Source organism: Streptomyces sp. NPDC088810 (assembly GCF_044750305.1).
Classification (GTDB): domain Bacteria; phylum Actinomycetota; class Actinomycetes; order Streptomycetales; family Streptomycetaceae; genus Streptomyces.
The window spans coordinates 51,687-77,053 of the sequence record NZ_JBIVJQ010000002.1; the positions used below are offsets into that span (position 1 = coordinate 51,687).

Annotated in this window: 20 protein-coding genes; 9 read left to right on the plus strand and 11 right to left on the minus strand. The window is 74.7% G+C overall.

The window, feature by feature from the left end; all coding sequences use genetic code 11:
- Nucleotides 1-12: 12 nt before the first annotated feature.
- Genes ACIP4Y_RS06870 through ACIP4Y_RS06880 form a run of 3 tightly spaced genes read right to left on the minus strand, consistent with a single transcriptional unit; the run spans nucleotide 13 to nucleotide 4,072 of the window.
- Nucleotides 13-1,245, minus strand: coding sequence for an NAD(P)/FAD-dependent oxidoreductase (locus ACIP4Y_RS06870; protein ID WP_401388771.1), 1,233 nt, complete (start codon nucleotides 1,243-1,245; stop codon nucleotides 13-15).
- Entirely contained in the window at nucleotides 1,242-2,645 is a 1,404-nt protein-coding gene (locus tag ACIP4Y_RS06875) for an FAD-dependent oxidoreductase (protein WP_401388774.1), read from the minus strand. The genes ACIP4Y_RS06870 and ACIP4Y_RS06875 overlap by 4 nt, the downstream gene beginning before the upstream one ends.
- Nucleotides 2,642-4,072 carry an FGGY family carbohydrate kinase gene (locus ACIP4Y_RS06880; RefSeq protein WP_401388777.1) on the minus strand — a complete coding sequence of 477 codons (1,431 nt, stop codon included), beginning with the start codon at nucleotides 4,070-4,072 and terminating at the stop codon, nucleotides 2,642-2,644. Before ACIP4Y_RS06880 ends, ACIP4Y_RS06875 begins: the two co-directional genes overlap by 4 nt.
- Before the next feature lie 249 nt (nucleotides 4,073-4,321).
- Here ACIP4Y_RS06880 and ACIP4Y_RS06885 point away from each other — a divergent pair, with 249 nt between their 5' ends.
- The 7 genes from ACIP4Y_RS06885 (at nucleotide 4,322) to ACIP4Y_RS06915 (ending at nucleotide 12,747) form a co-directional block, all read left to right on the plus strand.
- Nucleotides 4,322-5,308, plus strand: a complete 987-nt coding sequence (locus ACIP4Y_RS06885) for a hypothetical protein (protein ID WP_401388780.1) — start codon at nucleotides 4,322-4,324, stop codon at nucleotides 5,306-5,308.
- A gap of 109 nt (nucleotides 5,309-5,417) precedes the next feature.
- Nucleotides 5,418-6,962 (plus strand): amino acid permease, encoded by a 1,545-nt coding sequence (locus ACIP4Y_RS06890; RefSeq protein WP_401388783.1) that lies wholly within the window; start codon nucleotides 5,418-5,420, stop codon nucleotides 6,960-6,962.
- Nucleotides 6,963-7,151: 189 nt separating this feature from the next.
- Entirely contained in the window at nucleotides 7,152-8,243 is a 1,092-nt protein-coding gene (locus ACIP4Y_RS06895; protein WP_401388786.1) for a mechanosensitive ion channel family protein, read from the plus strand.
- A gap of 90 nt (nucleotides 8,244-8,333) precedes the next feature.
- Nucleotides 8,334-9,071, plus strand: coding sequence for a restriction endonuclease (locus tag ACIP4Y_RS06900; RefSeq protein ID WP_401388789.1), 738 nt, complete (start codon nucleotides 8,334-8,336; stop codon nucleotides 9,069-9,071).
- Between the two features lie 73 nt (nucleotides 9,072-9,144).
- On the plus strand, nucleotides 9,145-9,573 hold the full coding sequence (locus ACIP4Y_RS06905) for a DUF4186 domain-containing protein (RefSeq protein WP_401388792.1): 429 nt from the start codon (nucleotides 9,145-9,147) through the stop codon (nucleotides 9,571-9,573).
- Between the two features lie 37 nt (nucleotides 9,574-9,610).
- Nucleotides 9,611-11,830, plus strand: a complete 2,220-nt coding sequence (locus tag ACIP4Y_RS06910; protein WP_401388795.1) for an NADP-dependent isocitrate dehydrogenase — start codon at nucleotides 9,611-9,613, stop codon at nucleotides 11,828-11,830.
- 137 nt (nucleotides 11,831-11,967) lie between these two features.
- Nucleotides 11,968-12,747: an N-formylglutamate amidohydrolase gene (locus ACIP4Y_RS06915; RefSeq protein ID WP_401388798.1), complete on the plus strand. Its 780-nt coding sequence runs from the start codon at nucleotides 11,968-11,970 to the stop codon at nucleotides 12,745-12,747.
- A gap of 310 nt (nucleotides 12,748-13,057) precedes the next feature.
- Here ACIP4Y_RS06915 and ACIP4Y_RS06920 read toward each other — a convergent pair whose 3' ends face one another.
- Genes ACIP4Y_RS06920 through ACIP4Y_RS06930 form a run of 3 tightly spaced genes read right to left on the minus strand, consistent with a single transcriptional unit; the run spans nucleotide 13,058 to nucleotide 15,587 of the window.
- Entirely contained in the window at nucleotides 13,058-13,531 is a 474-nt protein-coding gene (locus tag ACIP4Y_RS06920) for a hypothetical protein (protein WP_358638735.1), read from the minus strand.
- Nucleotides 13,528-14,166, minus strand: coding sequence for a sigma-70 family RNA polymerase sigma factor (locus ACIP4Y_RS06925; protein ID WP_358638733.1), 639 nt, complete (start codon nucleotides 14,164-14,166; stop codon nucleotides 13,528-13,530). The genes ACIP4Y_RS06920 and ACIP4Y_RS06925 overlap by 4 nt, the downstream gene beginning before the upstream one ends.
- The gene (locus ACIP4Y_RS06930) at nucleotides 14,163-15,587 is read right to left on the minus strand and encodes a S8/S53 family peptidase (RefSeq protein WP_401388802.1); all 1,425 of its coding nucleotides are present in this window, start codon (nucleotides 15,585-15,587) and stop codon (nucleotides 14,163-14,165) included. The genes ACIP4Y_RS06925 and ACIP4Y_RS06930 overlap by 4 nt, the downstream gene beginning before the upstream one ends.
- A gap of 76 nt (nucleotides 15,588-15,663) precedes the next feature.
- Here ACIP4Y_RS06930 and ACIP4Y_RS06935 point away from each other — a divergent pair, with 76 nt between their 5' ends.
- Nucleotides 15,664-18,279 carry a CHAT domain-containing protein gene (locus ACIP4Y_RS06935; protein ID WP_401388805.1) on the plus strand — a complete coding sequence of 872 codons (2,616 nt, stop codon included), beginning with the start codon at nucleotides 15,664-15,666 and terminating at the stop codon, nucleotides 18,277-18,279.
- A gap of 60 nt (nucleotides 18,280-18,339) precedes the next feature.
- Here ACIP4Y_RS06935 and ACIP4Y_RS06940 read toward each other — a convergent pair whose 3' ends face one another.
- Complete coding sequence (locus ACIP4Y_RS06940; RefSeq protein WP_401388808.1) at nucleotides 18,340-20,064, minus strand: LuxR C-terminal-related transcriptional regulator; 1,725 nt, start codon at nucleotides 20,062-20,064, stop codon at nucleotides 18,340-18,342.
- Between the two features lie 94 nt (nucleotides 20,065-20,158).
- Here ACIP4Y_RS06940 and ACIP4Y_RS06945 point away from each other — a divergent pair, with 94 nt between their 5' ends.
- On the plus strand, nucleotides 20,159-21,244 hold the full coding sequence (locus ACIP4Y_RS06945; protein ID WP_401388811.1) for a M12 family metallopeptidase: 1,086 nt from the start codon (nucleotides 20,159-20,161) through the stop codon (nucleotides 21,242-21,244).
- Between the two features lie 435 nt (nucleotides 21,245-21,679).
- On the opposite strand, the gene ACIP4Y_RS06950 is transcribed toward ACIP4Y_RS06945, so the two are convergent.
- The 4 genes from ACIP4Y_RS06950 to ACIP4Y_RS06965 form a co-directional block, all read right to left on the minus strand.
- Nucleotides 21,680-23,056: an NtaA/DmoA family FMN-dependent monooxygenase gene (locus ACIP4Y_RS06950; protein ID WP_401388814.1), complete on the minus strand. Its 1,377-nt coding sequence runs from the start codon at nucleotides 23,054-23,056 to the stop codon at nucleotides 21,680-21,682.
- 25 nt (nucleotides 23,057-23,081) lie between these two features.
- Nucleotides 23,082-24,284, minus strand: a complete 1,203-nt coding sequence (locus tag ACIP4Y_RS06955) for an LLM class flavin-dependent oxidoreductase (protein WP_401388817.1) — start codon at nucleotides 24,282-24,284, stop codon at nucleotides 23,082-23,084.
- Nucleotides 24,285-24,415: 131 nt separating this feature from the next.
- Complete coding sequence (locus tag ACIP4Y_RS06960) at nucleotides 24,416-24,547, minus strand: putative leader peptide (protein ID WP_401388820.1); 132 nt, start codon at nucleotides 24,545-24,547, stop codon at nucleotides 24,416-24,418.
- Nucleotides 24,544-25,353, minus strand: coding sequence for a GNAT family N-acetyltransferase (locus ACIP4Y_RS06965; RefSeq protein WP_401388822.1), 810 nt, complete (start codon nucleotides 25,351-25,353; stop codon nucleotides 24,544-24,546). The genes ACIP4Y_RS06960 and ACIP4Y_RS06965 overlap by 4 nt, the downstream gene beginning before the upstream one ends.
- Between the last annotated feature and the right edge of the window lie 14 nt (nucleotides 25,354-25,367).

Genomic DNA, 25,367 nt, shown 5'->3' on the forward strand with positions numbered 1-25,367 from the left:
GAGAACGCCCGCTCAGCCGGTGCTCACCCGTACCGGCCCGCCGGCGGGGTCGACGCGGTCGTGCCAGCGGGCGGTGCAGGTCAGGGTGCTGTCGGGCAACGCGGTGCCGACGGTGAGCCGTTGGCGGTGGAGGAGGCGGCCGTCCTGGTGGACGTACAGGACCGGGCGGGGCAGCGGGACGCCGGTGCGCAGGACGTGGCGGGCGGGTACGGCGCCCGGGGTGACGCGGTTCGGGGCGATCCAGCGCAGTGGCGCCTCGACGGTCACGGGGACGCCCGGGCCCGGCCAGGGCGCGCCCGCCAGGAAGTCCAGGACCGCGCCGGCCGCGCCGGCGCCCTCGCGGGCCGCGGTGCCGGCGGGCTCCACGGCGTGCAGCAGGTTGCCGGCGGCGAAGACGCCGGGGCGCGAGGTGTGCAGGGTGGCGCCGACGGCGGGGCCGCGGGTGCCCGGGTCCAGGGTGAGGCCGCCGCGCCGGGCCAGTTCGTGCTCGGGGACGAAGTCGCCGGTGAACACCACGGTGTCACAGGGCAGTACGGCCGTACGGCCGTCCCGGTGGCGGACGCGGACACCGGACAGCCGTCCGTGGCCGAGGAGTTCGGTGACCGTGGTGCCGGTCAGCAGCGGGACGCGGTGGCCCAGCCGGGCCGCCCGGGCGCGGGCCCTGCCGGTCTGGGCCCGCGGGTGTTCCGTGACCAGGGCGACGACCTCGGCGCCGGCCGCGCGGACGGTGGCTGCCGCCGCGTAGGAGACGTCGGCCGCGCCGGCGATGACCGCGCGGGTGCCGATGTGCTGCCCGAACAGGTGGACAGCCTGCTGGAGTTCGCCGGTGGTCAAGACGCCGGCGGGGCGGGTGCCGGGTACCAGGCGGGCGGCGCGCGGTCGTTCGCGGGCGCCGGTGGCGAGGACGACGGCCCGTGCCTCGACGGTCTCCGGGCCGCCGGGCCCGACGGTGGTGAGCACCGGGCCCGCCGGCGCCCAGTCCAGCGCCGTCACTCCGGTGCGGAGCGTGGCGCCGGCCCGCTCGGCGGCCTCCGTGAGCAGGCGGGCGTAGCGGGGGCCGGTGAGCGGGCGGGTCCAGGTGCCGAAGCCGCCGTGCGCGCAGTGCCGGGGCACCCCGCCGGGCTGCGCCTCCCGCTCCAGCACCTCCACGCGTCCGGCACCGGCGGCGGCCAGCCGCGCGGCGGCGGCGAGCCCGGCGGGACCGGCCCCGACGACGAGGACGTCCACGTGGCGCGGGGGCGTCATGGCCTCGAACCCTGCTCGAACAGGTCCCGGACCGCGGCCCCGCAGTAGAACCCCTGGCAGCGGCCGGCCCGCGCGCGGGTGCGGCGGCGCAGGCCTTCCAGGCTGCGGGGCGGGACCGGGCCGGCGAGGGCGTCGCGGATCTCCCCGCGGGAGACCCGCTCGCAGTGGCAGACGAGGGTGCCGTACTCGGGGTCGGCGGCGATGAGCTCGGGCCGCTGGTAGGGGCGCTGGAAGGCCTCGCCGAGGTTGGGCATGGCCGGCGGCTCCGGTTCCCGGACCGGGCCGAGGTCTAGGCCGGTCCCGGCCAGCAGCCGGGTGACGTGGGCGGCGATGGCCAGGGACGCGGTCAGGCCGGTGGAGCGGATGCCGCCGACGGTGACGTACGCCTGCTCGGGGTGCGCGGTGATCCGGTAGTCCTCGTGCCCGGTGGCCGCGCGCAGCCCGGCGTAGACGGCGGTGACCTCCTCCTCCAGCAGGGCGGGCAGGATGCGCCGGCCCTGCTCGCGCAGCGCGGCCGTCCCGTCGGCGGTGGAGCCGGTGGCCCGCTTGTCGTGCAGGTCCTCGGCGGTGGGGCCGAGCAGGACGTTGCCGTGGACGGTGGGGGCGACCAGGACGCCCTTGCCGAGGGCGGTCGGCACCGGGAGGAGGATGTGCCGGACGAGGGGGCGGGCGAGCTTGTCGTAGACGAGGAGCTGGCCGCGGCGCGGGGTGACGGTGAAGTCCTCGTGGCCGAGGGCGCGGTCCAGGGTGTCGGCGTGCAGCCCGGCCGCGTTGACCAGGTGGCGGGCGTGCAGGGTGCCCCGGGCGGTGGTGAGCCGGTGCGTGTCTGTGCGACTCGCTTCGTGCACCCTCGTGTTCAGGTGCAGGTCCACTCCGGCGCCCACGGCCTGGGTGGCGTAGGCGAGGGTCGTCGTCCAGGGGCAGATGATGCTCTCGCCGGGGACGTGCAGGGCGCCGAGCGCGCCCGGGCCGAGGTGCGGCTCACGGGCGTACAGCTCCTCGGGACCGAGCAGGACGGTGTGGGGGTACGCGTTGCGCCCGGCCTTCTCGGCGAGCCGGGGCAGCGCGGCGAGCTGCTCCTCGTCCCAGGCGACCAGCAGCGCGCCGACCCGTTCGACGGGGATGCCGGTCTCGGCCGCGTAGGCGCCGAGCCGCGCGTAGCCCTCGCGGACCAGCCGGGCCTCCAGGGTGCCGGGGGTGGCGTCGAAACCGGTGTGCAGGATCGCGGTGTTGGCCTTGGAGGTGCCCTGCCCGACGTCGTCCTGGGCTTCGAGCAGGGCGATGCGCAGCCGGGGGTGGCGGGCCAGCTCGCGGGCGATCGCGCAGCCGACGACGCCGGCGCCGACGATCGCCACGTCGTACGGCGTCGAGGGCAGCGGACCGTCCGCGGTGACCGTCACGAGCCGAGGAGGGCGGCGACGGCGCCGCGGAACCCGGCGCGGCGTTCGGCGGCCTGGTCGGCGGTGATGCGGGGCTCGTACACGGCGGCGGGTTTCCAGTCGGGCAGGGCGTCCTCGACGCTCGAGCCGGGGTGCGCGCCGAGCCGGGCGAGGGTGGCGGCGCCGAGCGCGGTGGCGTCGGGCAGCGCGGACACCTCCACGGGACGTTGCAGCAGGTCGGCCTGGGTCTGCATGAGGAGAGCGGAGCGGGTGAGGCCGCCGTCGACGCGGAGCGTGTGCAGCGGCGCGTCCAGGTCGCCGGCGGCGGCGTCGGCGAGTTCGGCGACCTGGGCGGCGATGCCCTCGCACAGGGCGCGCACCAGGTGCCCGGGTGTGGTGTCGAGGCCGAGGCCGGTGAGGGAGCCGCGTACGTCGCCGCGCCACCAGGGGGCGGCGAGTCCGGCGAGGGCCGGGACGAAGGTGACCCCGCCGCTGTCGGGGACGGTGCCGCCGACCGGGTCGAGGTCGGCGGCCGAGGAGATGACGCCGAGGCCGGTGAGCCAGCGGACGGCGGAGGCGGCCGTGTAGACCTGGCCGTCCAGGCAGTAGGCGGTGTGTCCGTCGAGCCGCCAGGCCACGCAGCTGACCAGGCCCGAGTCGCCGCGCCGGGGGCGGTCGCCGGTGTGCGCGAGCAGGAACGCGCCGGTGCCGTAGGTGCACTTGGCGGCGCCGGGGCCGGTGACACGCTGGGCGAGCAGCGCGGCCTGCTGGTCGACGATCAGTCCGGTGAGCGGGATCTCGGGGCCGAACGCCCGGGTGGTGCCGACCGGTCGGGCGGCGTCGGTCACCTCGGGCAGGCGTTCGCCGGCCAGGCCGTACAGGTCGAGGGCGCGCGGGGACCACTCGGCGCGGTCCAGGTCGAGCAGCTGGGTGCGGCCGGCGGTGGCGGCGTCGGTGGCGAAGGCGCCGGTGAGGCGGTGGACCAGCCAGGCGTCGGAGGTGGTGACGACGCCCTCGCGGGTGAGGTGGCGGCGGATCCAGGCCATCTTCGGCGCGGCGAAGTACGGGTCGAGGGGCAGGCCGGTCAGCTGCCGCAGCTCCTCGGCGTGTTCGGCGAGTCCGGCGCAGACGGTCTCGGCGCGCCGGTCCTGCCAGACCAGGGCGTCGGTCAGCGGGCGGCCGGTGCCCGGGTCCCAGGCGAGGACGGTCTCGCCCTGGTTGGCGAGTCCGAACGCGACGACGCCCTCGCCGGCCTCGGCGAGCGCGCGCCGGCCGGCGTCCACCACCGAGTCGTACAGCTGGGCCGGGTCCACCTCGACCAGGCCGCCGGGCAGATGCCGGGGGCGGACCTCGGCGAAGGCGGAGCCGAGGACCCCGCGTTCCGGGCAGACCACGAGCGCCTTGGTGCCGGACGTGCCCTGGTCGACGGCGAGCACCGGCCCGGTCATCGCGCGTCCTCCGCTCCAGCCGTGAAGATCACCGCGCCAGCCTGCCGTCGCCCCGGGCCCGGCGTCAAGGCCTCCCCTCCAGGTCAACTTGCCTTACCGGATAGTTGACTTGGTAACAATGGTACGGCGGAACGTGCGCCTCTATAGTGACCGCCGACCACACGAGGCATCTCATTCACCGCCCAGGGGAGGGCTGTTGCAACGTCACCCCGCCACCTCGCCCGTGCGCCAGTGGCCGGGGGCCCGCTGATGGCCAGAGACGGAGCCCGCCCCTCCTACGACCCCGCCGGCCCCGATCACGCGCTGCGCGCCGCCCTGCAGGACCTGCGCACCGGCCGCTGGATGGCCATGCGCACCCTGCTCGCGGAGACCACCCAGTGGTGGCAGTGGACCCAGCGCACCCAGGTCCTGGCGGCGGCCGCGGCGGGCACCGACGTGGTGCGGGCCTGGCTCGCCGAGGAGCCGGACAGCGCGCACGCGGTGGTGATGCACGCCCGGGTCGGCGTGGAGCGCGCCCTGCGGGCCCGGCGCGAACGGCACCGCCGTACCCACGAGTTGTGGATCGAGGCGTGGGACGCGGCCCAGTCGGCCACCCAGGCCGCCCCGCAGGACCCGGTGCCCTGGGTGTGCCTGCTGGCGCTGGCCCAGCTCGATCCGGAGCAGCGCTGGGAGGAGCACCGGACCGCCGCGCCGGAGCCGATGCTGCCGCCCGGACCCTGGGGGCTGCTGGCCGAGGCCGGCAGTCGCGACCCCTTCAACCGCGAGGCCCACCACCGGATGCTGCAGTTCCTGTACGTGCGCGGCGGTTCCGGCCGGCTCGCGGAGGCCTCCGGGTACGCGCAGTGGGCCGCCGGCCAGGCGCCGCCCGGTTCCGCCCTGCACCTGCTGCCGCTGTACGTCCGGGTCGAGCGCTACCGCCGGGACAGCGGGCACGACGCGGCGCTGGACCTGCACTGGGTGGTGGAGGAGGCGGCCCGTGAGGCGCGGCGCGCGCTGGACTCCTGGTTCGAGCGGACGCGGCCCGCCGAGCGCGCGCTGCCGGACCTCAACCACCTGGCGCACGCCCTGTGGGGCTCGCTCCAGTTCCCGGCCGCGGCCCGGGTGTTCGAGGCGATCGGCCCCTACTTCACGCCCCCGCCCTGGATGTACCGCACCCCGGACCGGGACCGGGCCGTGGAGATCTTCGTACAGGCCCGGGACCGCTGCCGGGCCGCCGCGGACGGCTCCCGCCCCTGAACCGCCCGCGCCTGACCGTGCTCCGCCCCTGAACGCACAGCCCTCCGCTCCACCCCGAAGTTCCGTCGCACGTGCCCGTTGGAAACCGTCGAACCCGGAGGTCCCCCGCGTGTCCCCCACCCCCGATCCCTCGCCCGCCCCCGTCCCCTCCCCGGGTCTGCCGCAGCAGGACGAGGAGCAGCGGCTGCGCGAACTCGGCTACCGGCCGGTGCTGGCCCGCCGCATGGGCGGCTTCGGCAACTTCGCGATCAGCTTCTCGGTGATCTCGATCCTGTCCGGCTGCATGACCCTGTACGGCTTCGGCCTGAACACCGGCGGCCCCGCCGTGATGCTGTGGGGCTGGGCCGGCGTCGGCCTGTTCGTGCTCTGTGTCGGCCTCGCGCTCGCCGAGGTCACCAGCGCCTACCCGACCTCCGGTGCCCTGTACTACATGGCCGACCGGCTCGGCGGCAGACGCTGGGGCTGGTACACCGGCTGGCTGAACCTGCTCGGCCTGCTCGGCGCGATCGCCGGCATCGACTACGGCGCCGCCCTGTTCACCGGCGCGTTCGCCAACCTCCAGTGGGGCTTCGAGCCGACACCCGGCAAGACCATGCTGATCTTCTGCGCCATCCTGCTGCTGCACGCGGTGCTGAACCTGTTCGGCGTCCGCCTGGTCAGCGTGCTCAACTCGATCAGCGTGTGGTGGCACCTGGCGGGCGTCGCCCTGATCGTCGGCGCACTGGCCGTCATCCCCGACCACCACCGGTCTCCGTCCTTCGTGTTCACGAAGTTCGTCAACGAGACCGGCTGGGACAACCCGCTGTACGTCGCCGCGATCGGCCTGCTCCTCGCGCAGTACACCTTCTCCGGCTACGACGCCTCCGCCCACCTGTCCGAGGAGACCTCGCACGCCTCGGTGGCCGCCTCCCGCGGCATAGTCCGCGCCATCTGGGTGTCCTGGCTGGCCGGTTTCGTGCTGCTGGCCGGTCTGACCTTCGCCATCCAGGACTACGACGCCACCCGCACCACCGACACCGGCGTGCCGCCCGCCCAGATCCTGCTGGACGGCCTCGGCACCGACGGCGCGAGCGCGCTGCTCCTCGTCGTCATCGTCGCCCAGCTGTTCTGCGGGAACGCCGAGGTCGCCGCGGCCAGCCGGATGGTGTTCGCGTTCAGCCGGGACGGCGCGCTGCCCGGCTCCCACCTGTGGCGCAAGGTGAGCAGCCGCACCCAGACCCCGGTCGCCGCCGTCTGGCTGTCCGTCGTGGTGGCCTGCGTCCTGGCCCTGCCGTCGCTGTACTCGACGACGGCCTACAACGCGGTGACCGCCATCAACGTCATCGGCATCACCCCGGCCTACGCCATCCCGGTGTACCTGCGGCTGCGCGCGGGTGACCGGTTCCGGCCGGGGCCGTGGCACCTGGGCCGCTGGAGCAGGCCGATCGGCTGGATCGCGGTCGTCTGGGTGGCGTGCGTGACGATCCTGTTCTGCCTGCCGCAGGCGTCGCCGGTCACGGTCGGCACGATGAACTACGCCTCCGTCGCCCTCGCCGTGGTCCTGGTCCTCGCCAGCGTCTGGTGGTACGTCGCCCGCCGGTCGTACGGCACGCCGACCACCGCGGCGTACGGCAGCGACCGCGACCAGGCGGAACTCGCCGAGGGCATCGTCTGAGCCGGCTGTCCGGAGAGCGCCGGTCCCGGTACGGACCGGCGTGCCGGATACGGCAGGATGAACGAGCGCGCCGGTCACCGGAGTTCCTCCGGCCGGCGCGATCGCACATCCCGGACATCGAGCAGGTGACAACGTGACGAGATTTCACAAGTGGTGCTCCGCAGCGGTTCCGCGCCCCGGAGGTGACCGGTGAACCGCACGCTGACCCTGGACGACCTCGTCCTCGCCGGCATCGCCCTGGGGGCCGGCCTGGTGCTCGCCTTCATGTCGCGCACCCTGCTGCGCTGGCTCGCCAAGCACGCCAAACGCACCCGCTGGAGCGGTGACGACGTCATCGTGGACGCGCTGCGCTCGGTCGTCCCCTGGGCGGCGATCGCGGGCGGCGCTGCGGCGGCCACGGCCGTCCTGCCGTGCACCAAGACCGTCCAGCATCACGTGTACCAGGTGCTCCAGGTCTGGGTGATCGTCGTCGTGACGTTCTCCGCGGCCCGGGTGATCGCCGGTCTGGTGCGGACGGTCACCCAGTCCCGCTCGGGGGTCGCGGGCTCGGCGACCATCTTCGTCAACATCACCCGGGTCCTGGTCCTGGCCATCGGCTTCCTGGTGGTCCTGCAGACCCTCGGCATCTCCATAGCGCCCCTGCTGACCGCCCTGGGCGTCGGCGGTCTGGCGGTCGCCCTGGCCCTCCAGGACACCCTCGCCAACCTCTTCGCGGGCGTCCACATCCTCGCCTCCAAGACCGTCCAGCCGGGCGACTACATCCGGCTGAGCAGCGGCGAGGAGGGCTACGTCGTCGACATCAACTGGCGCCAGACGACGGTCCGCCAGCTCTCCAACAACCTGGTGGTCATCCCCAACGGCCAGCTCGCCAAGGCCAACATGACCAACTACACCCGCCCCGAACAGGAGCTGACCGTCCTGGTGCAGGTCGGGGTGGCCTACGACTCCGACCTGGAGCACGTGGAGCGGGTCACCGCGGAAGTGGTCACGGAGGTCATGAAGGACGTCACCGGCGCCGTCCCCGACCACGAGCCCGCGATCCGTTTCCACACCTTCGGCGACTCCCGGATCGGCTTCACGGTGATCCTCGGCGTCGGCGAGTTCAGCGACCAGTACCGGATCAAGCACGAGTTCATCAAGCGCCTGCACCGGCGCTACCGCGAGGAGGGCATCCGCATCCCGGCCCCCACCCGCACGGTCTCCCTCCAGCCGGGCTCGGCGGTCATCCCGCACCAGCGCACCGGGGAGGACATCACCGGCGGGGCGGCCGTGGCCGACTGAGCCACACCGGCCGGGCCGCTCCTGGGAGCGGGCGTGGATCTTGGGCATCCGTAGCCAGGAGATCTTCGTCGCTGTCAGGAGGAAGCCGGCATGACCATACCCGTGCGCCAGGTCCGGGGGGCGGAGCGCCGTCGGCGCTTCGACCTGCGCAGCACCGCGATGTTCTTCGTGCTGCTCGCGATCATCCTGTGCGTCCTGTCGTTCCTGGCGCGCACGGCGGCGGGCATCGTCGAACGCCGCCCGCTGTGGGCGGGTGTCCTGGCGGTGCTCGCCGCTGCCACCGCGCTCCGGCTCCGTTCCCGGCGGCGCCGCCTCCCTGCCGGAAGGTACGCGCGCCGGGCCGCCCGGGCGCTGGAGGAAGCCGCCGACAAGGCCTCCGACAGTCTCGCCGCCGCACCGGTGGCCGAGCCCGCCGCCCCCCTCCCCGCGGCCGACTTCGCCGCGCTCGACCCCGACGGTTTCGAGCAGGCGATAGCGCAGCTGTGCGTGCTCGGCGAGTGCCGCGAGGTGGAAGTGGTGGGAGGAGCCGGCGACCTCGGGGCGGACGTCGTCGCCCTCACCCCGGACGGGCGGCGCCTGGTCATCCAGTGCAAGCAGTACGGCGACGACAACAAGGTCGGCTCCCAGGACATGCAGCGCTTCGGCGGGACCTGCTTCACCATCCACGAGGCCGATGTCGCCGCGGTGGTCACCACGAGCGACTTCACGGCGCCCGCCCTCGAGTACGCGCTGCAGTGCGGGATCGTGTGCGTGAACGGCGACGACCTGGAGGCCTGGCGGCGGGGCACCGGCCGCAGCCCCTGGGAGCGGGTGGACGCCGGACCGTGAACGGCGAGCCTCCCGCCCGGGCCGGCGTACGCCGTCGGCGGACGTTCCGCTCACGGACTACCCTCGAAGCAGCATGACCTCCTCCCCCGCCCCCCGCTCGCTCGACCAGCTGCTGGACGCCCTCGCCCGGCAGCCGTTCCGGGCGCGGTTCCATCTGCGCGGGCGGGACCGGGCGACCGCCGGGCTGAAGGGCCCGGCAACCCTGCGGTGGCACGCGTACGACCTGGTCGCGAAGCGACTGGCGCCGGCCGAGCCGTACAAGGACGGCAAGCAGACGCCGTACCGGGGGCATCCGGTCTTCGTGGCCCAGCACGCGACCGCCACCTGCTGCCGGGGCTGCCTCCAGCGCTGGCACGGGATCCCGAAGGGGCGGACACTGACCCGGGACGAACACGTGTACGTGGTGGACGTCATCTGCCACTGGATCGCGCGCGAGATGGCGGGCGGCGCTTTTTCCGGCCAGGACCCCTGTCGAGCCGACCCCGATCACGAGATATCTTGATGTCGAGCAATGTTGCAGACGTGGAGCGGAGCACCCGGTGACTGACTCGACCATCATCTACACCTACACAGACGAGGCCCCGGCCCTGGCGACGCATTCGTTCCTGCCGGTGATCCAGGCGTACGCCTCGCAGGCCGGTGTGCCCGTGGAGACGCGTGACATCTCGCTGGCCGGGCGCATCATCGCCGTCTTCCCGGAGTACCTGAACGAGGACCAGCGCATCCCCGACGCGCTGACCGAGCTGGGCGAGCTGGCCAAGACCCCCGCGGCCAACATCATCAAGCTGCCGAACATCTCGGCGTCCATCCCGCAGCTGAAGGCCGCCGTCGCCGAGCTGCAGGCCAAGGGCTACGCGCTGCCGGACTACCCGGACGACCCGAAGACCGACGAGGAGCGCGAGATCCGCGCCCGCTACGACAAGGTCAAGGGCTCCGCCGTCAACCCGGTGCTGCGTGAGGGCAACTCCGACCGCCGTGCCCCGGCCTCGGTGAAGAACTACGCCAAGACCCACCCGCACCGCATGGGCGCCTGGACCGGCGAGTCCAAGACCAACGTGGCGACCATGGGCGAGAACGACTTCCGCTCCACCGAGAAGTCCGTCGTCGTCTCCGAGGCCGGCGCGCTCAAGATCGAGCTGGTCGGCGAGGACGGCACCACCACCGTCCTGAAGGAGTCCGTACCGGTCCGCGAGGGCGAGGTCGTCGACGCCTCCGTCATGCGCGTCGCCGAGCTGAACACGTTCCTCGCCGCGCAGGTCGCCCGGGCCAAGGAAGAGGGCGTCCTGTTCTCCGTCCACCTGAAGGCCACGATGATGAAGGTCTCCGACCCGATCATCTTCGGTCACGTGGTGCGCGCCTTCTTCCCGAAGACGTTCGCGAAGTACGGCGAGACCCTCAAGGCGGCCGGCCTCACCCCGAACGACGGCCTCGGCGGCATCCTGAAGGGCCTGGAGAACCTGCCCGAGGGCGCCGAGATCAAGGCGTCCTTCGACGCCGAGATCGCCGAGGGCCCGGACCTGGCGATGGTCGACTCCGACAAGGGCATCACCAACCTGCACGTGCCGTCGGACGTCATCATCGACGCCTCGATGCCGGCCATGATCCGCACGTCCGGCCACATGTGGGGCGCGGACGGCCAGGAGCACGACGCCCTCGCCGTGATCCCGGACTCCTCCTACGCCGGTGTGTACCAGGCCGTCATCGACGACTGCCGGGCCAACGGCGCCTACGACCCCTCCACCATGGGCTCGGTCCCGAACGTGGGCCTGATGGCGCAGAAGGCCGAGGAGTACGGCTCCCACGACAAGACCTTCGAGATCCCGGCCGCCGGCACCGTCCGCCTGACCGACCAGAACGGCAACGTCCTGATCGAGCAGCCGGTCGCGCAGGGCGACATCTTCCGCGCCTGCCAGACCAAGGACGACCCGATCCGCGACTGGGTCAAGCTGGCCGTCACCCGCGCCCGCGCCACCGGCGACCCGGCGGTGTTCTGGCTGGACGAGACCCGCGCCCACGACGCGCAGCTGATCGCCAAGGTCAAGCAGTACCTGCCCGAGCACGACACCGAGGGCCTGGACATCCGCATCCTGTCCCCGGTCGAGGCCACCAAGCTGTCGGTGGAGCGCATCCGCCGCGGCGAGAACACCATCTCGGTGACCGGCAACGTGCTGCGCGACTACCTGACCGACCTCTTCCCCATCCTGGAGCTGGGCACCAGCGCCAAGATGCTGTCGGTCGTCCCGCTGATGGCGGGCGGCGGCCTGTTCGAGACGGGCGCCGGCGGCTCGGCGCCGAAGCACGTCCAGCAGCTGGTCAAGGAGAACTACCTGCGCTGGGACTCCCTCGGTGAGTTCTTCGCCCTGGTGCCGTCCTTCGAGCAGTACGCGGCGGCCACCGGCAACACCCGCGCCAAGGTCCTCGCCGACACCCTGGACCGCGCCACGGCGACCTTCCTCAACGAGGACAAGTCCCCGACCCGGCGCGTCGGCGGCATCGACAACCGCGGCAGCCACTTCTACCTGTCCCTGTACTGGGCGCAGGAGCTGGCGAGGCAGACCGACGACGCCGACCTGGCCAAGGCCTTCGCGCCGCTCGCCGAGACCCTCGCCGCGAACGAGCAGAAGATCGTGGACGAGCTGAACGCCGTCCAGGGCCGGCCGGCCGACATCGGCGGCTACTACCAGGTCGACAAGGCCAAGGCGGACGCGGTCATGCGCCCGTCGGCCACCTGGAACGAGGCCCTGGCGTCCCTGAGCTGACGCCCAGGACGCCCGCACGACCGCGCCCCGGCCGGCACCGCCCGGCCGGGGCGCGGTCGTGCGTGCCGCGGGCCGCTGTCAGTGGTGTGTGGCACCTTGATCACGCCCATGCCACCGACAACGCCCTGGAGCAGCCCGTGACCTCCTTCGACCTCCTGCCCGGTGACCCGGACTCCCCCGTGCTGCTGCACGTGCCGCACTCGGCACGGGCGATACCGCGGGACGTGCGCGCCGGGATCGTCCTGGACGACGGGGAGCTGGAGCGGGAGCTGGACCGGATCACGGACGCGCACACCGCAGAGATCGCCGAGCGGGCCGCCGCGCTCGCCGGGGTGCGGCCCTGGCGGTTCGTGAACCGGCTGTCGCGGCTGGTGGTGGACCCGGAGCGGTTCCCGGACGAGCGGGAGGAAATGGCGGCCGTCGGCATGGGCGCCGTGTACACGCGGACCACGCACCGGGGCGTGCTGCGGCCCGCGGACACCGACCCGGAGCCGCTGCTCGCCCGCTATTTCCGGCCGTACGCCGCGGCCATGACGCAGGCGGTGGCCGCCCGGCTGGCCGCGACGGGGCGGGCCCTGATCATCGACGTGCACTCGTATCCGAGCGAACCGCTGCCGTACGAACTCCACGGCACCGGCCCGCGCCCGCCGGTGTGCCTGGGCACGGACGCCTTCCACACCTCGCCGGAGCTGACCGAGGCCGCCCGCACGGCCTTCGCCTGCTGCGGCGGAACGGGGCTGAACAGCCCGTTCGCCGGGACGTACGTGCCGCTGGACTTCTACGGCACGGACGCCCGCGTCGGCGCCCTGATGGTGGAGATCCGGCGGGACACCTACATGACGGAACCGGGCGGCCCGGCCGGCCCGGGCCTCAACCACCTCGCCACCGCGCTGGCGGCACTCGTGGACGCGCTGTAGCCGTCCGGCCGATGCCACGGCCCCCCGGCCGGGACCCGGCCATCCCTCCCCCGGCACACCCTCACCCGACGCACGGCTCGACGCCCCAGCACACAGCACCCGGCCCAACACGCGACTCGACCGCCCGCCTGCCCCGGGCCCCCCACCCGACACGCCACTCGACCCCGGCCTGCCTCCCCAGGCCTCCGGCCCGAGACGCGGCTCGCGCCCGGCACACCCCGCCCGGGCCTCCGGCCCACCGGTGGGGGCGCATCCCGGGGCACGGGCCTTCGGCTCGCCGCGTCCCGCCGCCGCGCCTGTGCCGGCCGTGTCAGGCCCGCAGCCACTGCGTGACGATCACCTCCGCGCCGGTCCGCAGCCGCAGGGCGAAGGGGCCGGACGGCGGGGTGGTGCTGGTGAACCGGCCGAGGGGGTCCGCGGTGAGCGGGCCGCGGGTGGTCTGCGGGCCGCCGAGGACCTCGATGCGGGCCGGCTGCGGCGGCAGCACCTGGCCGATCAGGCCGTCCTCGGTGACCTCGACGTCGACGGTCACCTCGCCCGCGCGGAACGTCAGCATCCGCGGTGCGTCCGTGACGCCCCTGACCGGCAGCGCGTCCACGAGCGAGTCGAAGGACAGCTCGGCGAGCCGGGCGTCCAGGTCGTGCAGCGCGAACGCGTCCAGGGCCGCCTGCACCAGCTCGGCCGGGACCGGGTCCAGCACGGCGGCCGCCTGGCGCAGTTCCTCCTCCAGCAGCCCGTCCGCGAACTCCTCCGGCCCCTCGGGCCTGCCGTCGTCGCCGTTCACACCGCACCCCGTGCGTTCATCCGGGCCCGCAGCCGGCGCAGGCAGCGCTGGCGCAGCGGACCGATACTGCCGACCGCGATACCGAGCGCGGCCGAGATCTCCCCGTAGCTGGGCGGCGGCGAGGCCATCAGCACGCGCAGCAACTGCCGGCAGCGCTCGCCCAGTCCGTCCAGCTCCTGCCACAGCCGGCGGACCCGCTCGGCCCGGTCCGCCGCCTCCTCCGAGTCGATCAGCGACTCCTCCGGCGTCCGCTCCTCGCTGGCCCGGTCGAGCACCCGCGGATCGTCGGTCAGGGTCAGCCGCGCCAGCCCCTTGAGCACCTTCAGGCACTCGTGCCGGGCGGTACTGGCCAGCCAGGCACCGGCCTTGTCGGGTTCCCGTATGCGGCCCAGGTACTGGGCGAAGCGGAACCACGTGGTCTGGAAGACCTCGTGTCCGTCGGCGTCCGACAGCCGGTGTGCGCGCACCACCGACCACACCAGCGGACTCATCCCTTCCACCAGCGCCTTCCAGGCCGCGGCGTCCCCGTCGACGGCAGACTGGACCAACGCGCCGACCTCTGCTCGGTCCACGGCTCCACCCCTTGTGTACGGCCTGTCATCGTACGCCGCGGAGTGGAGGGTTCCGGACCTCATGCGGGCACGGCCGGGACCCCGACCGGGACGGGGCGCCAGGTGGGCGGCCGGAGCGCCGGCACGTGCGCCCCGCGCACCTCCGCCCGCTCGGTGGCGGCCGCCAGCAGCCCCGCGCCGGCCGCCCGCGGGTCGCGCTCCCGGTACGCCGACATGCGGGCGGCGACGAGTCCCGCGGCCACCGGGGTGGCGAAGGAGGTGCCGCTCCACTGCGCGAGACCGTCGAACATCACCTGGTCCGGCTTGCCACCGGTGCTCTCCCGGCCCTCGCTCAGCACGCCGGTGTGGCGGGGGTACTGGCAGGTGCACGGGTAGTCGGCGCCGAACCGGCAGGCGTCGTAGGTGGAGTGCTGGTAGATGTACGGCACGGGCGTGGTGAAGCCGGTGAGGGCGCTGGTGAGGCGCTCGCCGGGGGCGTGGACGCGCACCCAGGGCCCGTGGTTGGTGAAGCACGCCTCGGACTCGCCGTCCGCGCGCAGGGCACCGACCGACAGCACGCAGTCGGCGTACTCGGGCAGGGCGGCGTAGGCGGCGGGCCAGAACGGGGTGTCGCTGCCGTTGTTGCCGGCGGCGGCCACCAGCAGCGTGCGCTGGTCGCGCAGTTCCCGCATGAACCCGTCCAGACCGATCAGTCCGTCGGTGTCGGCGCTCGGGGTGCCCGCGGAGAGGCTGATGATGTCCGGCCAGCCGTCCCGGTCGACGGCCTCGAAGAGCAGCGCGCCGAACTCGGACTCCAGCACGGCACCGGCGTCGTTGAGGGTGCCGCGCACGGTGATGTCGGTGTTGGGCGCGACGGCCGCGAGGATCCCGGCGATGAACGTGCCGTGGCCGACGTACTGGTGGAGCACGCCGTCGCCGTCGGTCTCGGTCAGCTGGGCGTCGCCCGTGGTGTGGGCGAGCAGCGGGTAGGAGCGGTGGTCGTGCACCAGACCGGTGTCGACCACGAGCACGCCGACCGCGGTGGCCGGGTCGTGACTCCCCTCGGCGGCGGCCGGGTTGGCGGGCTCGGTGCGCGGGACGGGCACCGGCTCGTCGCCGGGGCAGGCGTTGACCGCGATGTGCACCACATGGTTGCGGCCGGCCAGCCGGCGGCCCTGGCGGTCCTCGGCCTCCCGCACCGCGCGCAGCGCGTGCGGCACGGTGTCCTCGCCCCCGGCCGGGTCGCCGACCCGGATCCGGGTGACGCCGGTGCGGCCGGCCTGCGGGCCGACACGGCGCACGTGGTCGGGGACGAGCCCCTGGGTGTCGGTGAAGTGGGTGCGCACGGTGTCCTCGACGAACCGGGCCTCCTCGCCGTCCCGGACCAGGACGACGCCCCTCTCGTAGAGGAATCCGGCCGAGTCGTCCGGCCCCATGGTCAGGGGTACGTCCGGCAGCGAGCGCTGGATGTGCTCGAACTGCTCGTGGAAGCGGTGTGGTGCCATGTGGTGTCCTCCCCCTCGAGACGGTGTCCGACAGTGAGAGTCGTGGGGTCACCGTCTGATACAGCAGGCCACTACCATGCGAGACGTGACAGCGGGAAGCGAGTCGGTTCTCGAACTGCTGCCCATGGTGTTCGCCGATCCCGGCGAGGCCCGGGCACGCGCCGAACACGTGCTGCGCGCCGCTCCGTCGCCGGTCCACGCCAGCGTCGCCCACCAGGTCCTCGGCATCTGGCAGCGGGACTTCGGCGATCTGCGGATCGCGCTGCGGCACCTGCGGCGGGCCCGGGACCTGGCCGCGCGCGCCGAGTCGGCCGACCGGGAGGCCGACGTGCTGGCCACGCTGGGGGTCGCACTGGTGCACGCGGGGCGCACGCGGCAGGGGCTCGCGTCCTTCGAGCGGGGGGTCGCCCGGGGCAGCGGTCACACCCGGGCCCGGGTGCTGTACCGGCGGGCCTACGTGTGGTGGGTGCTGGGGCGTCACCGGGAGGCCCTGGAGGACGTACGGCGGGCCCTGCCCGTCCTCCGGCAGGTCGCCGACGACATCTGGACCGCGCGGGCGCTGACCCTGAGGGCCACCGTGCACCTGGCGCTGGGCGCGGTGGACCGGGCCGTCGCGGACTTCACGGCGGCGGAGCGGCTGTGGGACACCACCGGCCAGGAGCACGACAAGGCGGACGCGGTGGAGAGCCGGGGGCTGGCCGCGTTCCGGTCCGGGGACATCCCGGCGGCGCTGCGGCTGCTGGACGAGGCCGAGGAACGCTACGCCAAGCTGGGCACGCCCACGTACAACCTGTCGATCCGGCGCTGCGAGGTGCTGATGGCGGCGGGGCTCGCCCCGGAGGCGCTGGCCGAGGCGGACGCGGCGATCGCGGTGCTGGACCGGATCGGCGGGCAGTCCACCCGCAAGGCCGAGCTGCTGCTCGCCGCTTCGTGGGCCGCCCGGTCGGCCGGAGACGCGCACACCGCCATAGCCCGCGCCGCCGTCGCCGTACGGCTGTTCGCGGCGCAGCGCCGGACCTGGTGGGAGACGCACGCCCGGCTGGTGCTGCTCGAGGCGCGGGTGGCGGCCGGGCGCCGGTCGGGGCGGATGGTCGCGGACGCGGCGGCGGTCGCCGAGCGGCTGGCCTCCTTCGGTTCGCCCGCCGCACCGCAGGCGTCGCTGCTCGCGGGCCGGATCGCGCTCGCGCTGGGCTGGACGGCGGACGCGGAACGGCACCTGGCGGTGGCCGCGCGCAGCCGGCACGGCGGGCCGCCGACGGCCCGGATGACGGGCTGGGTGGCACAGGCGCTGCGGGCGCGGGCGGCCGGTTCCCGGCGCGGGGTGCTGGAGGCGTGCCGGCGCGGTCTGGACGTGCTGGACGACCACCGGATGACGCTGGGCGCCTCGGAGCTGCGCGCCCACGCGACCGCGCAGGGCGCCGAACTGGCCGCGCTGGCACAGGAGGTGAGTCTCGCGCAGGGCGGTCCGCGCCGACTGCTCGGGTGGAGCGAGCGGTGGCGGGCGACCGTGCTGTCCGCGCCGCCGGCCCGGCCGCCCGACGACCCGGCGCTGCTGAGCGGGCTGACCGCCTACCGGGAGATCGCGGCCCGTGCGGAGGCCGCCCGGATGGAGGGCCGCCCGGTGCCGGCGCTGGAGCGCGAACAGCGCCGCCTGGAACGGGAGATCCGTTCGCGCACCCGGCACATGGGCGGGGCCGCCGCCGACGCGGGCGACCGGCTCGACGTGGGCCGGCTGCTGGACCGGCTCGGCGACGGACGACTGGTCGAACTGGCCGTGGTGGACGGCCGGGTGCACGTCCTGCTGTGCGGGCAGGGCAGGGTACGGCGGTTCGCGGGTGGTTCGCTCGCGGAGGCGGTGGCCGAGGCCGAGCACGTACAGGCGGGGCTGCGACGGCTCGCGCACCCCGGGGCCGAGGCCCGGCTGCCGCTCGTGGAGGCCGCCGGCCGGCGGCTGCAGGAGCTGCTGCTGGCCGGGGCGGTGCCGCATCTCGGTTCGGGCCCGGTGGTGATCGTGCCGCCGGGCGCGCTGCACCAGGTGCCGTGGGCGCTGCTGCCCGCGCTGCGGGAGCGGGTGCTGAGCGTGTCGCCGTCGGCGGGCAGCTGGCTGCGGGCCCGGGAGACGGCGCCGCCGCCGGACGACGGCCGGCCGGTGCTGGTGCGCGGCCCCGGCCTGGCGACGGGCGGCGCGGAGGTGTCCGAACTGGCGGACCGGTACAGCTCGGCAACAGTCCTGGAGGGCGAGGCCGCGCAGGTGCCGCGAGTGCTGGCGGAACTCGACGGCGCGTGCCTCGCCCACCTCGCGGCGCACGGCACGTTCCGCGCCGACAGCCCGCTGTTCTCCGCCCTCCGGATGGCCGACGGCCCGCTGATCGTCCACGACTTCGAGCGCCTTGCCCGCAGTCCGTACCGGATCATCCTCTCCAGCTGCGACACCGCCCGCCTCGCCTCGGTCGGCGCCGACGAACTCCTCGGCTTGGTCGCCGCGTTGCTGCCGCTGGGCACGGCCGGGGTGGTGGCGAGCAGCGCACCGGTCAACGACGCGGCGGTGGTGCCGCTGATGCTGTCGCTGCACAAGGGCCTCGACGCGGGCCTCTCGCTGCCCGAGGCCCTGCGCGACGCCCGCGCGGCCCTGCCCGGCGACGCGGTCCACCAGGCGACGGGCTGGGCGTTCGCGGCGTTCGGGGCGGCGTGAGAGGGGTCGCGCACCCCCACGAAGCACCCGCGCCCGGCCACGAACCGCCTCCCGCACCCCCTAAGCCGTCTCCGTCTCCGGCATCTCCACCAGCCAGGGCAACGCGTCCCGATCCCCCGTGCCGAGCCGCGTGTACGCGCTGTACAGATGGTTCCCCACCGTCCGCACGGACAACGTCAACCGTTCGGCGATCTCCCGGTTGCTCAGCCCCGCCGCGGCCAACGTGACGATCTGCCGCTGCCGCGCGGTGAGTTCCCCGAGAACCAGCCCGGCCAGCGCGGGCGTACGCGCCCCCTGGCAGCGCCGGGCCAGGGCGACGGCCCGGGTACGGGACAGCCGCGCGGCCCGCGGATCCCGGTGCACCCGTACCGCCTGGGCGTGCGCCTCGGCCGCGTACAGCAGGAAGCCCCGCTCGGCCAGCGCCTCCGCGGCCCGGTCCAGTGCGGCGCCGTCCGCGCGCGCGAGCGCGTCCGCGTGCCGGGCGAACACGCTCCCGGCCGGCAACCGCCCGACCGCCCGCTCGGGCTCGCCGAGGCGTACGGCGTCGTAGAGCGCGTGGACGCCGTCCGGATCGGTCACCTCACCCAACCGGCCTTCGGCCAGCGCGAGTTCCGTCAGGCACCCGCTGTCCGACGCGGTCTCCCGCAGCCCCTCCCGGGCCCAGGCCGCTGCCTCCCGCAGCTCTCCTCGCAGGCGGGCGAACCGGGCGCGGACCGCGGCGTACCCGGCGGGCAGCGGGCCGCCCTCCGCCACCAGCCACTCCCCCACCGGTGTCGGCACCGGGCGGACGTCGAGCCGCTCCGTCCGCCGGGCCAGCGTGCGCTGTTCGGCGGCCAGCGCGGGGCCGTGTGCGAAGGGCGCGCGGCCGAGCCGCCGGGCCCGCAGCCGGCCGGCCGTGGCGCGCAGCGCGGGGCCGTGCAGGGGATGGGCGAGGGTGACGGCGCCGTGTTCGTCGACGTCGATCAGGCCGTCCGCCTCCAGGTGTTCCAGGGCGGCCAGGTCCAGCTCGTCCGCCGGCAGCGGCAGGGGTTCGGCGAACGCGAGGCGTTCGAGGACGTCGCGTTCGCCGGGCCCGGACCGCTCCAGGGCGGGGGCGAGCCGCTCGCGGACGGCGGGGGTGACCGGCAGAGCGCCCCGCCAGGCCCGCTCGCCGGTGCCCGCGACGGCCGTCAGCCGGCCGGACCCGGCGAGCGCGGCCACCAGGTCGCGCAGCAGCCGCAGGTCGCCCCGGCAGGCCTGGTGCAGCCGGCGCACGGTGAGCGGTTCCAGGCCGGCGCCGGCGAGCAGCTGGGCGGTGTCCTCGCGGGACAGCGGGTCGAGGGGCAGCCGGGGCAGCAGTTCCCCGGTCCACAGCCGGGAGACCGCCGCGGGCGCGGGCGGGCCGTCCGCCGCGGCCACGACCAGGCGGGTGCGGCCGTGCACGGCCAGCTGGTGGACCAGCGCGGCGGAGGTCTCGTCCAGGAGCTGGGCGTCGTCCACCACGAGGAGGCGTACACCCGACAGCGCGCGGACCGCGCGGTGCAGCGAGACGGTGTCGGGGAGCAGGTGCGCGAACGCCGCCAGGGGCAGGTCCGGGGCCTCGGGCGTGCCGGTCACCCGGGCGTGGTCCGTACCCCGGACGGCCTCCGTGATCAGCCGGGTCTTGCCGCGGCCCGCCGGGCCGGTCACCACGATGCCGGGCCGGCCGGCGGTCAGCGCACCGCGCACCAGCTCCAGTTCGTCCGCCCGGCCGGTGAACGGCCAGGGCAGCTCCAGTGTCTTGGCGTCCTGTTCGTAGGTCCTCACATCATCTGGAGCGCGCGTACTCAGGTTTGATACAGGGCGACTTGAGTAGCCCCCGACTCAGGCGTCCGGGCGGGGCGGGCGGCACTCTGGCCGCATGACCCGACGCCTCTGCTCGCTTCCGCGGCAGCCGGCCCCGGCGTTCGCCCCGGGGCTGACGGCCGAGCGGCTGGGCGCGCTGCTCGCGGGGCGGCGGATGTGGGTCAACGGCACCGTGCTGCACTACTGCTTCCTGGACGCCCGCACCGACGCCTCGGTCATCCCGGTCCCCGGGACCGGGGAGCTGCGCCGGGTGCCGTGGGCGGGCGGCGAGGAGCAGCGGGACGTGGTCCGCTCGTGCTTCGGCGAGTGGCGGGATCTCGGCATCGGCGTCGGCTTCGCCGAGGTCGGCGACCGCTGCGAGGCGGAGCTGCGGATCGGGTTCCAGGCCGGTGCCGGGTCCTGGTCGGCGGTGGGCCGGGACGCCCTGTCGGTGGGCCGGGGCGAGCGCACCATGAACCTCGGCTGGGACGTGACCGCGCCCGGGGAGCGCGGGACGGTACTGCACCAGATCGGGCACGCGCTCGGCATGGTGCACGAGCACCAGAGTCCGTTCGCCGGGCTGCACTGGGACGACGAGGCCGTGTACGCCGAGCTGGCGGGCCCGCCGAACTTCTTCAGCCGGGAGACGACGTACCGGAACGTGCTGGGCCAGCTCGACGCCTGTGAGGCGGGCGGCTCGGTGTGGGACCCGCAGTCGGTGATGACGCTGCCGTTCGGGCCGGGGCTGGTGCTGGAGCCGGAGCAGTACCGCGGGGGGCTGCGTCCGCCCGGCACGCCGTCCCCGGCGGACAAGGAGTTCGTGCTGCGCTGGTACCCGCCCACCGGTCCCACCGGGCCGGCCGCGCTGGTGCCGTTCCGGTCGGCTCCGCTCGGTCTCGGGCCGGGCGGGCAGGCCGATTTCACCGTCGAGCCGCCGGAGACCCGCGAGTACACCGTGGGCACCTTCGGCGACGCCGACACCGTACTGGTGGTCTTCGAGGAGCGCGACGGGGAACCGCGCTTCCTCACGGGCCACGACGACGGCGGCACACCGGAGAACGCCGCCGTCCGCGTCCGGCTCGTCAAGGGCCGCCGCTACGTCGTCCGGGTCCGCCTGTACTCCACGTGGGGGTCGGGGGAGACGGCGGTCATGTGCTGGTGACGGCACACGGCGACGGCGGGCCACGGACCGGCGCCGGGGGAACGGGCATGGACGTCACCCACGGGGGAGGTGACGTCCATGCCCGCACCGGTGTGCCGGCCGCCCGGTTCGCGGTGCGGCTGCGGCTGCGGAAACGCCGTGCGGTGGTGGGGAGGAGTCAGGCGTGCCGACGGACCGGCGCGCCGGTGGGCGCCGGAGCCACGTGCGGTCTGCGGGACAACGCGCGCGTCCCGGGCGCCCGGACTCCCCCTCAGCCACGACGTACGGGGGCGGTCCACCCGCGCGGAGCACCGGCGCCGCGTGCGCACGCGCCCGGGCCGCCGCTGCCCGGGTGGCCGGAGGTGACCGGCCGGGAGTACGAGCCGGGGAACCGCGCGCACGTCGTCATCGACACCGCGGGACGGCCCCCCGAGGAGGCACTGGTGGCGAGGAACCTCACGACGCGGCCCGCTCGGCCGCGCCGGACTCGTCGGGGTGGGCGAGGCCGAGGTGGTCGCGCAGGGTGGTGCCCTCGTAGTCGGCGCGGAAGACGCCCTGTTCCTGCAGGAGGGGGACCACCTTGTCGGCGAACGCGTCGAGTCCGCCCGGGGTGATGTGCGGGACGAGGATGAAGCCGTCGGAGGCGTCGGCCTGCACGAAGTCGTTGATGGTCCGCGCGACGGTGGCCGGGGAGCCGATGAACGTCTGCCGGTTGCCGGTGTTGATGACCAGGTCGCGGATGGACCACTTGTTGGCCTCGGCGAGCTGCCGCCACTCGCGGGCGATGGCGACCGGGTCCCGGTACATCCGCACCTGGGCGCGGCCCCGGGAGATGTGCTCCTCGGCGACCACCGGGTCGACGTCGGGCAGCGGACCCTCCGGGTCGTACGCCGACAGGTCCCGGTTCCAGACGAACTCCAGGTGCTTGATGGCGGTGGCACCGCTGACCTGCTGCCGGCGGACCTGCCGGGCGAGTTCGGCGGCCTCCTGGTCGGTGTCGCCGAGGACGAAGGTCGCGGCGGGCAGGATGAGCAGCTGGTCGGGGCGGCGGCCGTACGTGGCGAGACGGGACTTGACGTCCGTGTAGAAGGCCTGGCCCTCCTTCAGCGTGGAGTACCGGCTGAAGATGGCGTCGGCGCCGGCGGCGGCGAACTCGCGGCCCTCCTCCGAGTCGCCGGCCTGGAAGACGACCGGCCGGCCCTGCGGGGAGCGCGGGACGTTGAACCGGCCGTGGATGTCGAAGTGCTGCCCCTGGTGCACGAAGGCGCCGGCCTCGGCGTCCCGGAGGAAGGTGCCGGTGGCCTGGTCGGCGAGGATCTCGTCGCCGCGCCAGGAGTCGAACAGCTCGTGTGCGGTGGCGAGGAACTCCTTGGCGCGGGAGTAGCGCTCCTCCTGCGGCAGGAAGCCGCCGCGCCGGAAGTTCTCGCCGGTGAAGGCGTCCCAGGAGGTGACCACGTTCCACGCGGACCGGCCGTCGGAGAGGTGGTCGAGGGTGGCGAACTGGCGGGCCACCTCGTACGGCTCGTTGAAGGTGGAATTGATGGTGCCGGTCAGGCCGAGCCGGTCGGTGACGGCGGCCAGCGCGGCCAGCACGGTGAAGGTGTCGGGGCGGCCGACCACGTCGAGGTCGTAGATCCTGCCGCCCTGTTCGCGCAGCCTCAGTCCCTCGGCGAGGAACAGGAAGTCGAACTTGGCGCGTTCGGCGGTCCGCGCGAAGTGGGCGAAGGAGCTGAACTCGATGTGGCTGCCGGCGGCCGGGTCGCTCCACACGGTGGTGTTGTTGACCCCGGGGAAGTGGGCGGCCAGGTGGATCTGCTTCAGCGGCTTGCTCATGGCGTACGGTCGTCCTCTCCGGCGTTCAGGCCGCTGCGTAGCGGTTGGCGGGGCGGGCCAGGCCGAGGAGGCCGCGCAGGGTACCGGCCTCGTAGGCGTCCCGGAAGCGGCGGCGGCGCTGCAGCTCGGGCACCAGGTCCCGGGTGATCCGGGGCAGGTCGTGGCCGGCGACCGCGGGCCGCAGCCGGAAGCCGGTCAGCCCGCCTTCCGCCAACTCCTCAAGCAGGTCGGCGAGTTGTACGGCCGTCCCGGTGAAGATCCGGGCGTCGCTGGTGTACGGCTCCCCCGCGAGCGTGTCGAGACGGTCGAGGCGGCCCTCCGCCTCGGCCCGGCTGTCGTCCAGGAGAACGACGAGGTCGCCGAAGACGTGCAGGGTCTCGCCGGCGCGGCCCGCCGCCTCCTGCTCGGCGCGGATCTCGGCGACGATCGCCCGGGTCTCGTCCGCGTCCTGGGGGGTGACGTAGCCGACGTCGGCCTGGCGGGCCACCAGCCGGTACGGGACCGTCTGGTGGGCGAGCGCGGTGACCAGCGGCTGGCCCTGCGGCGGGCGGGGCGTGATGGAGGGGCCCTTGACGCTGAAGAAGCGGCCCTCGAAGTCGATGTAGTGCAGCTTGTCCCGGTCGACGAAGCGGCCGGTCACCGCGTCCCGGATCTCGGCGTCGTCCTCCCAGCTGTCCCAGAGCCGGCGGACCACCTCGACGTAGTCCGCGGCCTCGTCGAACAGCTCGCTGATCACCTCCCGCGCCTCGGGGGCGTCGAAGCCGTCGATCCGGGGGATGGTGCGCCGGCCGAAGTGCGCGGCCTCGTCCGGGCGGAAGGTGGTCCGCACGCGCAGGCCCGCGCGTCCGGTGCTGACGTAGTCGAGGGTGGCGATCGCCTTGGAGATGTGGAACGGCTCGGTGTGCGTGGCCACCACGGTCGGGACCAGGCCTATGTGCCGGGTGAGCGGGGCGACGCGGGAGGCGACGAGGACCGCGTCGAGCCGGCCGCGGACCTGGTCGGTGCGCTCGTCGGGCGCGAGGAGCCGGGAGGACTGCGGGCCGAGGCCGTCCTCGAGGGTGACGAAGTCGAGCAGGCCTCGTTCGGCCTCGGTGATCAGATCGGCCCAGTACCGGGCGGTGAACAGGTCCCGGGGACGGGCGGCCGGCTCGCGCCAGGACGCCGGGTGCCAACCGGTGCCGTCCAGGGCGACGGCGAGATGCAGGGGGGCGGGGGAGGTCGAGGACACGTCGGTGCCTTCCTTGATGTCCGTACGCGAAACACCGGCTCGCGGTGCGGGCGGCGGCCGGGGCGGGCGGCGGCGGCCACGGGCGAGCGCGGCAGGGAGGATCCGGGCCGGGGAGCAGGCCGGGGGAAAGGTCAGTGGCGACAGAGCGCGGCGGACACGCGCTGGAGGTCTATGTGCGGCCGGGAGTGCAGACGGACGGAGCGGTACGGGTGCGGAGCGCGCGGCAGGCGTGGCTGCCGGGGCAACCGGGTCACGGCCGTCACCTCCCTCCGTCGGGCGCGGCAGGCCGGACCGGCGTCCGCCTGGCGGCTCTCGTCATGACACCCAACGCCCGGCCGGCGCCGGTTGTTCCCGGGCTGCGCAGCTGCACGATGCGGGAGCGGCGGCGCAGGGTGAACCCGAGGGACTCGTACAGCCGGATCGCGGGTGCGTTGCCGGCAGCGGCGTGCAGGAACGGGGTGTCCCCGCGGTCCCGGACGCCCGCCGCGACCGCGCGCACCAGCCGGGTCGCCAGGCCCCGCCCGCGGTGGGCGGGGTCGGTGCACACGGCGCTGATCTCGGTCCAGCCGGGCAGCCGCAGCCTTTCCCCCGCCATGGCGACCAGCCTGCCCTGGTGCCGGATGCCGAGATAGGTGCCCATCTCGACGGTCCGCCGCAGGAACGGGCCCGGCCGGGTACGGGCGACCAGGTCGAGGATCTCGGGGAGGTCATCGGGGCCCAGGCGCACCGCCTCCGGGGCCGGTTCGGCCCGCAGCGCGGTGTCGACGAGCTGGACGCCCTCGCCCTCGCCGAGCACCTCCCACCCGTCGGGGACCCGCTCGACGGGCTTGACCCGTACGGTGGTTCCCGGTCCGACGAGCGTGTGCAGGTCGGCCCAGGCCGCCGGGTCCGCCGGGTCGGCGAGCGCCGCGAAGGCGTACGTCTCCGGCCGGTAGCGGGCCGCCCGGCCGTGCCGGTCGGCGAGGTGGGCGTGCGGACCGTCGAGGGCGGCCCAGACGGCGTTGTCGAGGGCGGGACCACCCGTTAGCAGTGGGACTCCGCCTCGGCGGACGTCGGTCGGGTGGGCCACGGAAGCGGAGTCCT

What these genes read in the sequence shown, in the direction of transcription:
- ACIP4Y_RS06870 (WP_401388771.1), bottom strand. Translation starts at nt 1,245, where the DNA reads ATGACGCCCCCGCGCCACGTGGACGTCCTCGTCGTCGGGGCCGGTCCC.
- ACIP4Y_RS06880 (WP_401388777.1), bottom strand. Translation starts at nt 4,072, where the DNA reads ATGACCGGGCCGGTGCTCGCCGTCGACCAGGGCACGTCCGGCACCAAG.
- ACIP4Y_RS06885 (WP_401388780.1), top strand. Translation starts at nt 4,322, where the DNA reads ATGGCCAGAGACGGAGCCCGCCCCTCCTACGACCCCGCCGGCCCCGAT.
- ACIP4Y_RS06900 (WP_401388789.1), top strand. Translation starts at nt 8,334, where the DNA reads ATGACCATACCCGTGCGCCAGGTCCGGGGGGCGGAGCGCCGTCGGCGC.
- ACIP4Y_RS06905 (WP_401388792.1), top strand. Translation starts at nt 9,145, where the DNA reads ATGACCTCCTCCCCCGCCCCCCGCTCGCTCGACCAGCTGCTGGACGCC.
- ACIP4Y_RS06925 (WP_358638733.1), bottom strand. Translation starts at nt 14,166, where the DNA reads ATGAGGTCCGGAACCCTCCACTCCGCGGCGTACGATGACAGGCCGTAC.
- ACIP4Y_RS06930 (WP_401388802.1), bottom strand. Translation starts at nt 15,587, where the DNA reads ATGGCACCACACCGCTTCCACGAGCAGTTCGAGCACATCCAGCGCTCG.
- ACIP4Y_RS06935 (WP_401388805.1), top strand. Translation starts at nt 15,664, where the DNA reads ATGCGAGACGTGACAGCGGGAAGCGAGTCGGTTCTCGAACTGCTGCCC.
- ACIP4Y_RS06945 (WP_401388811.1), top strand. Translation starts at nt 20,159, where the DNA reads ATGACCCGACGCCTCTGCTCGCTTCCGCGGCAGCCGGCCCCGGCGTTC.
- ACIP4Y_RS06950 (WP_401388814.1), bottom strand. Translation starts at nt 23,056, where the DNA reads ATGAGCAAGCCGCTGAAGCAGATCCACCTGGCCGCCCACTTCCCCGGG.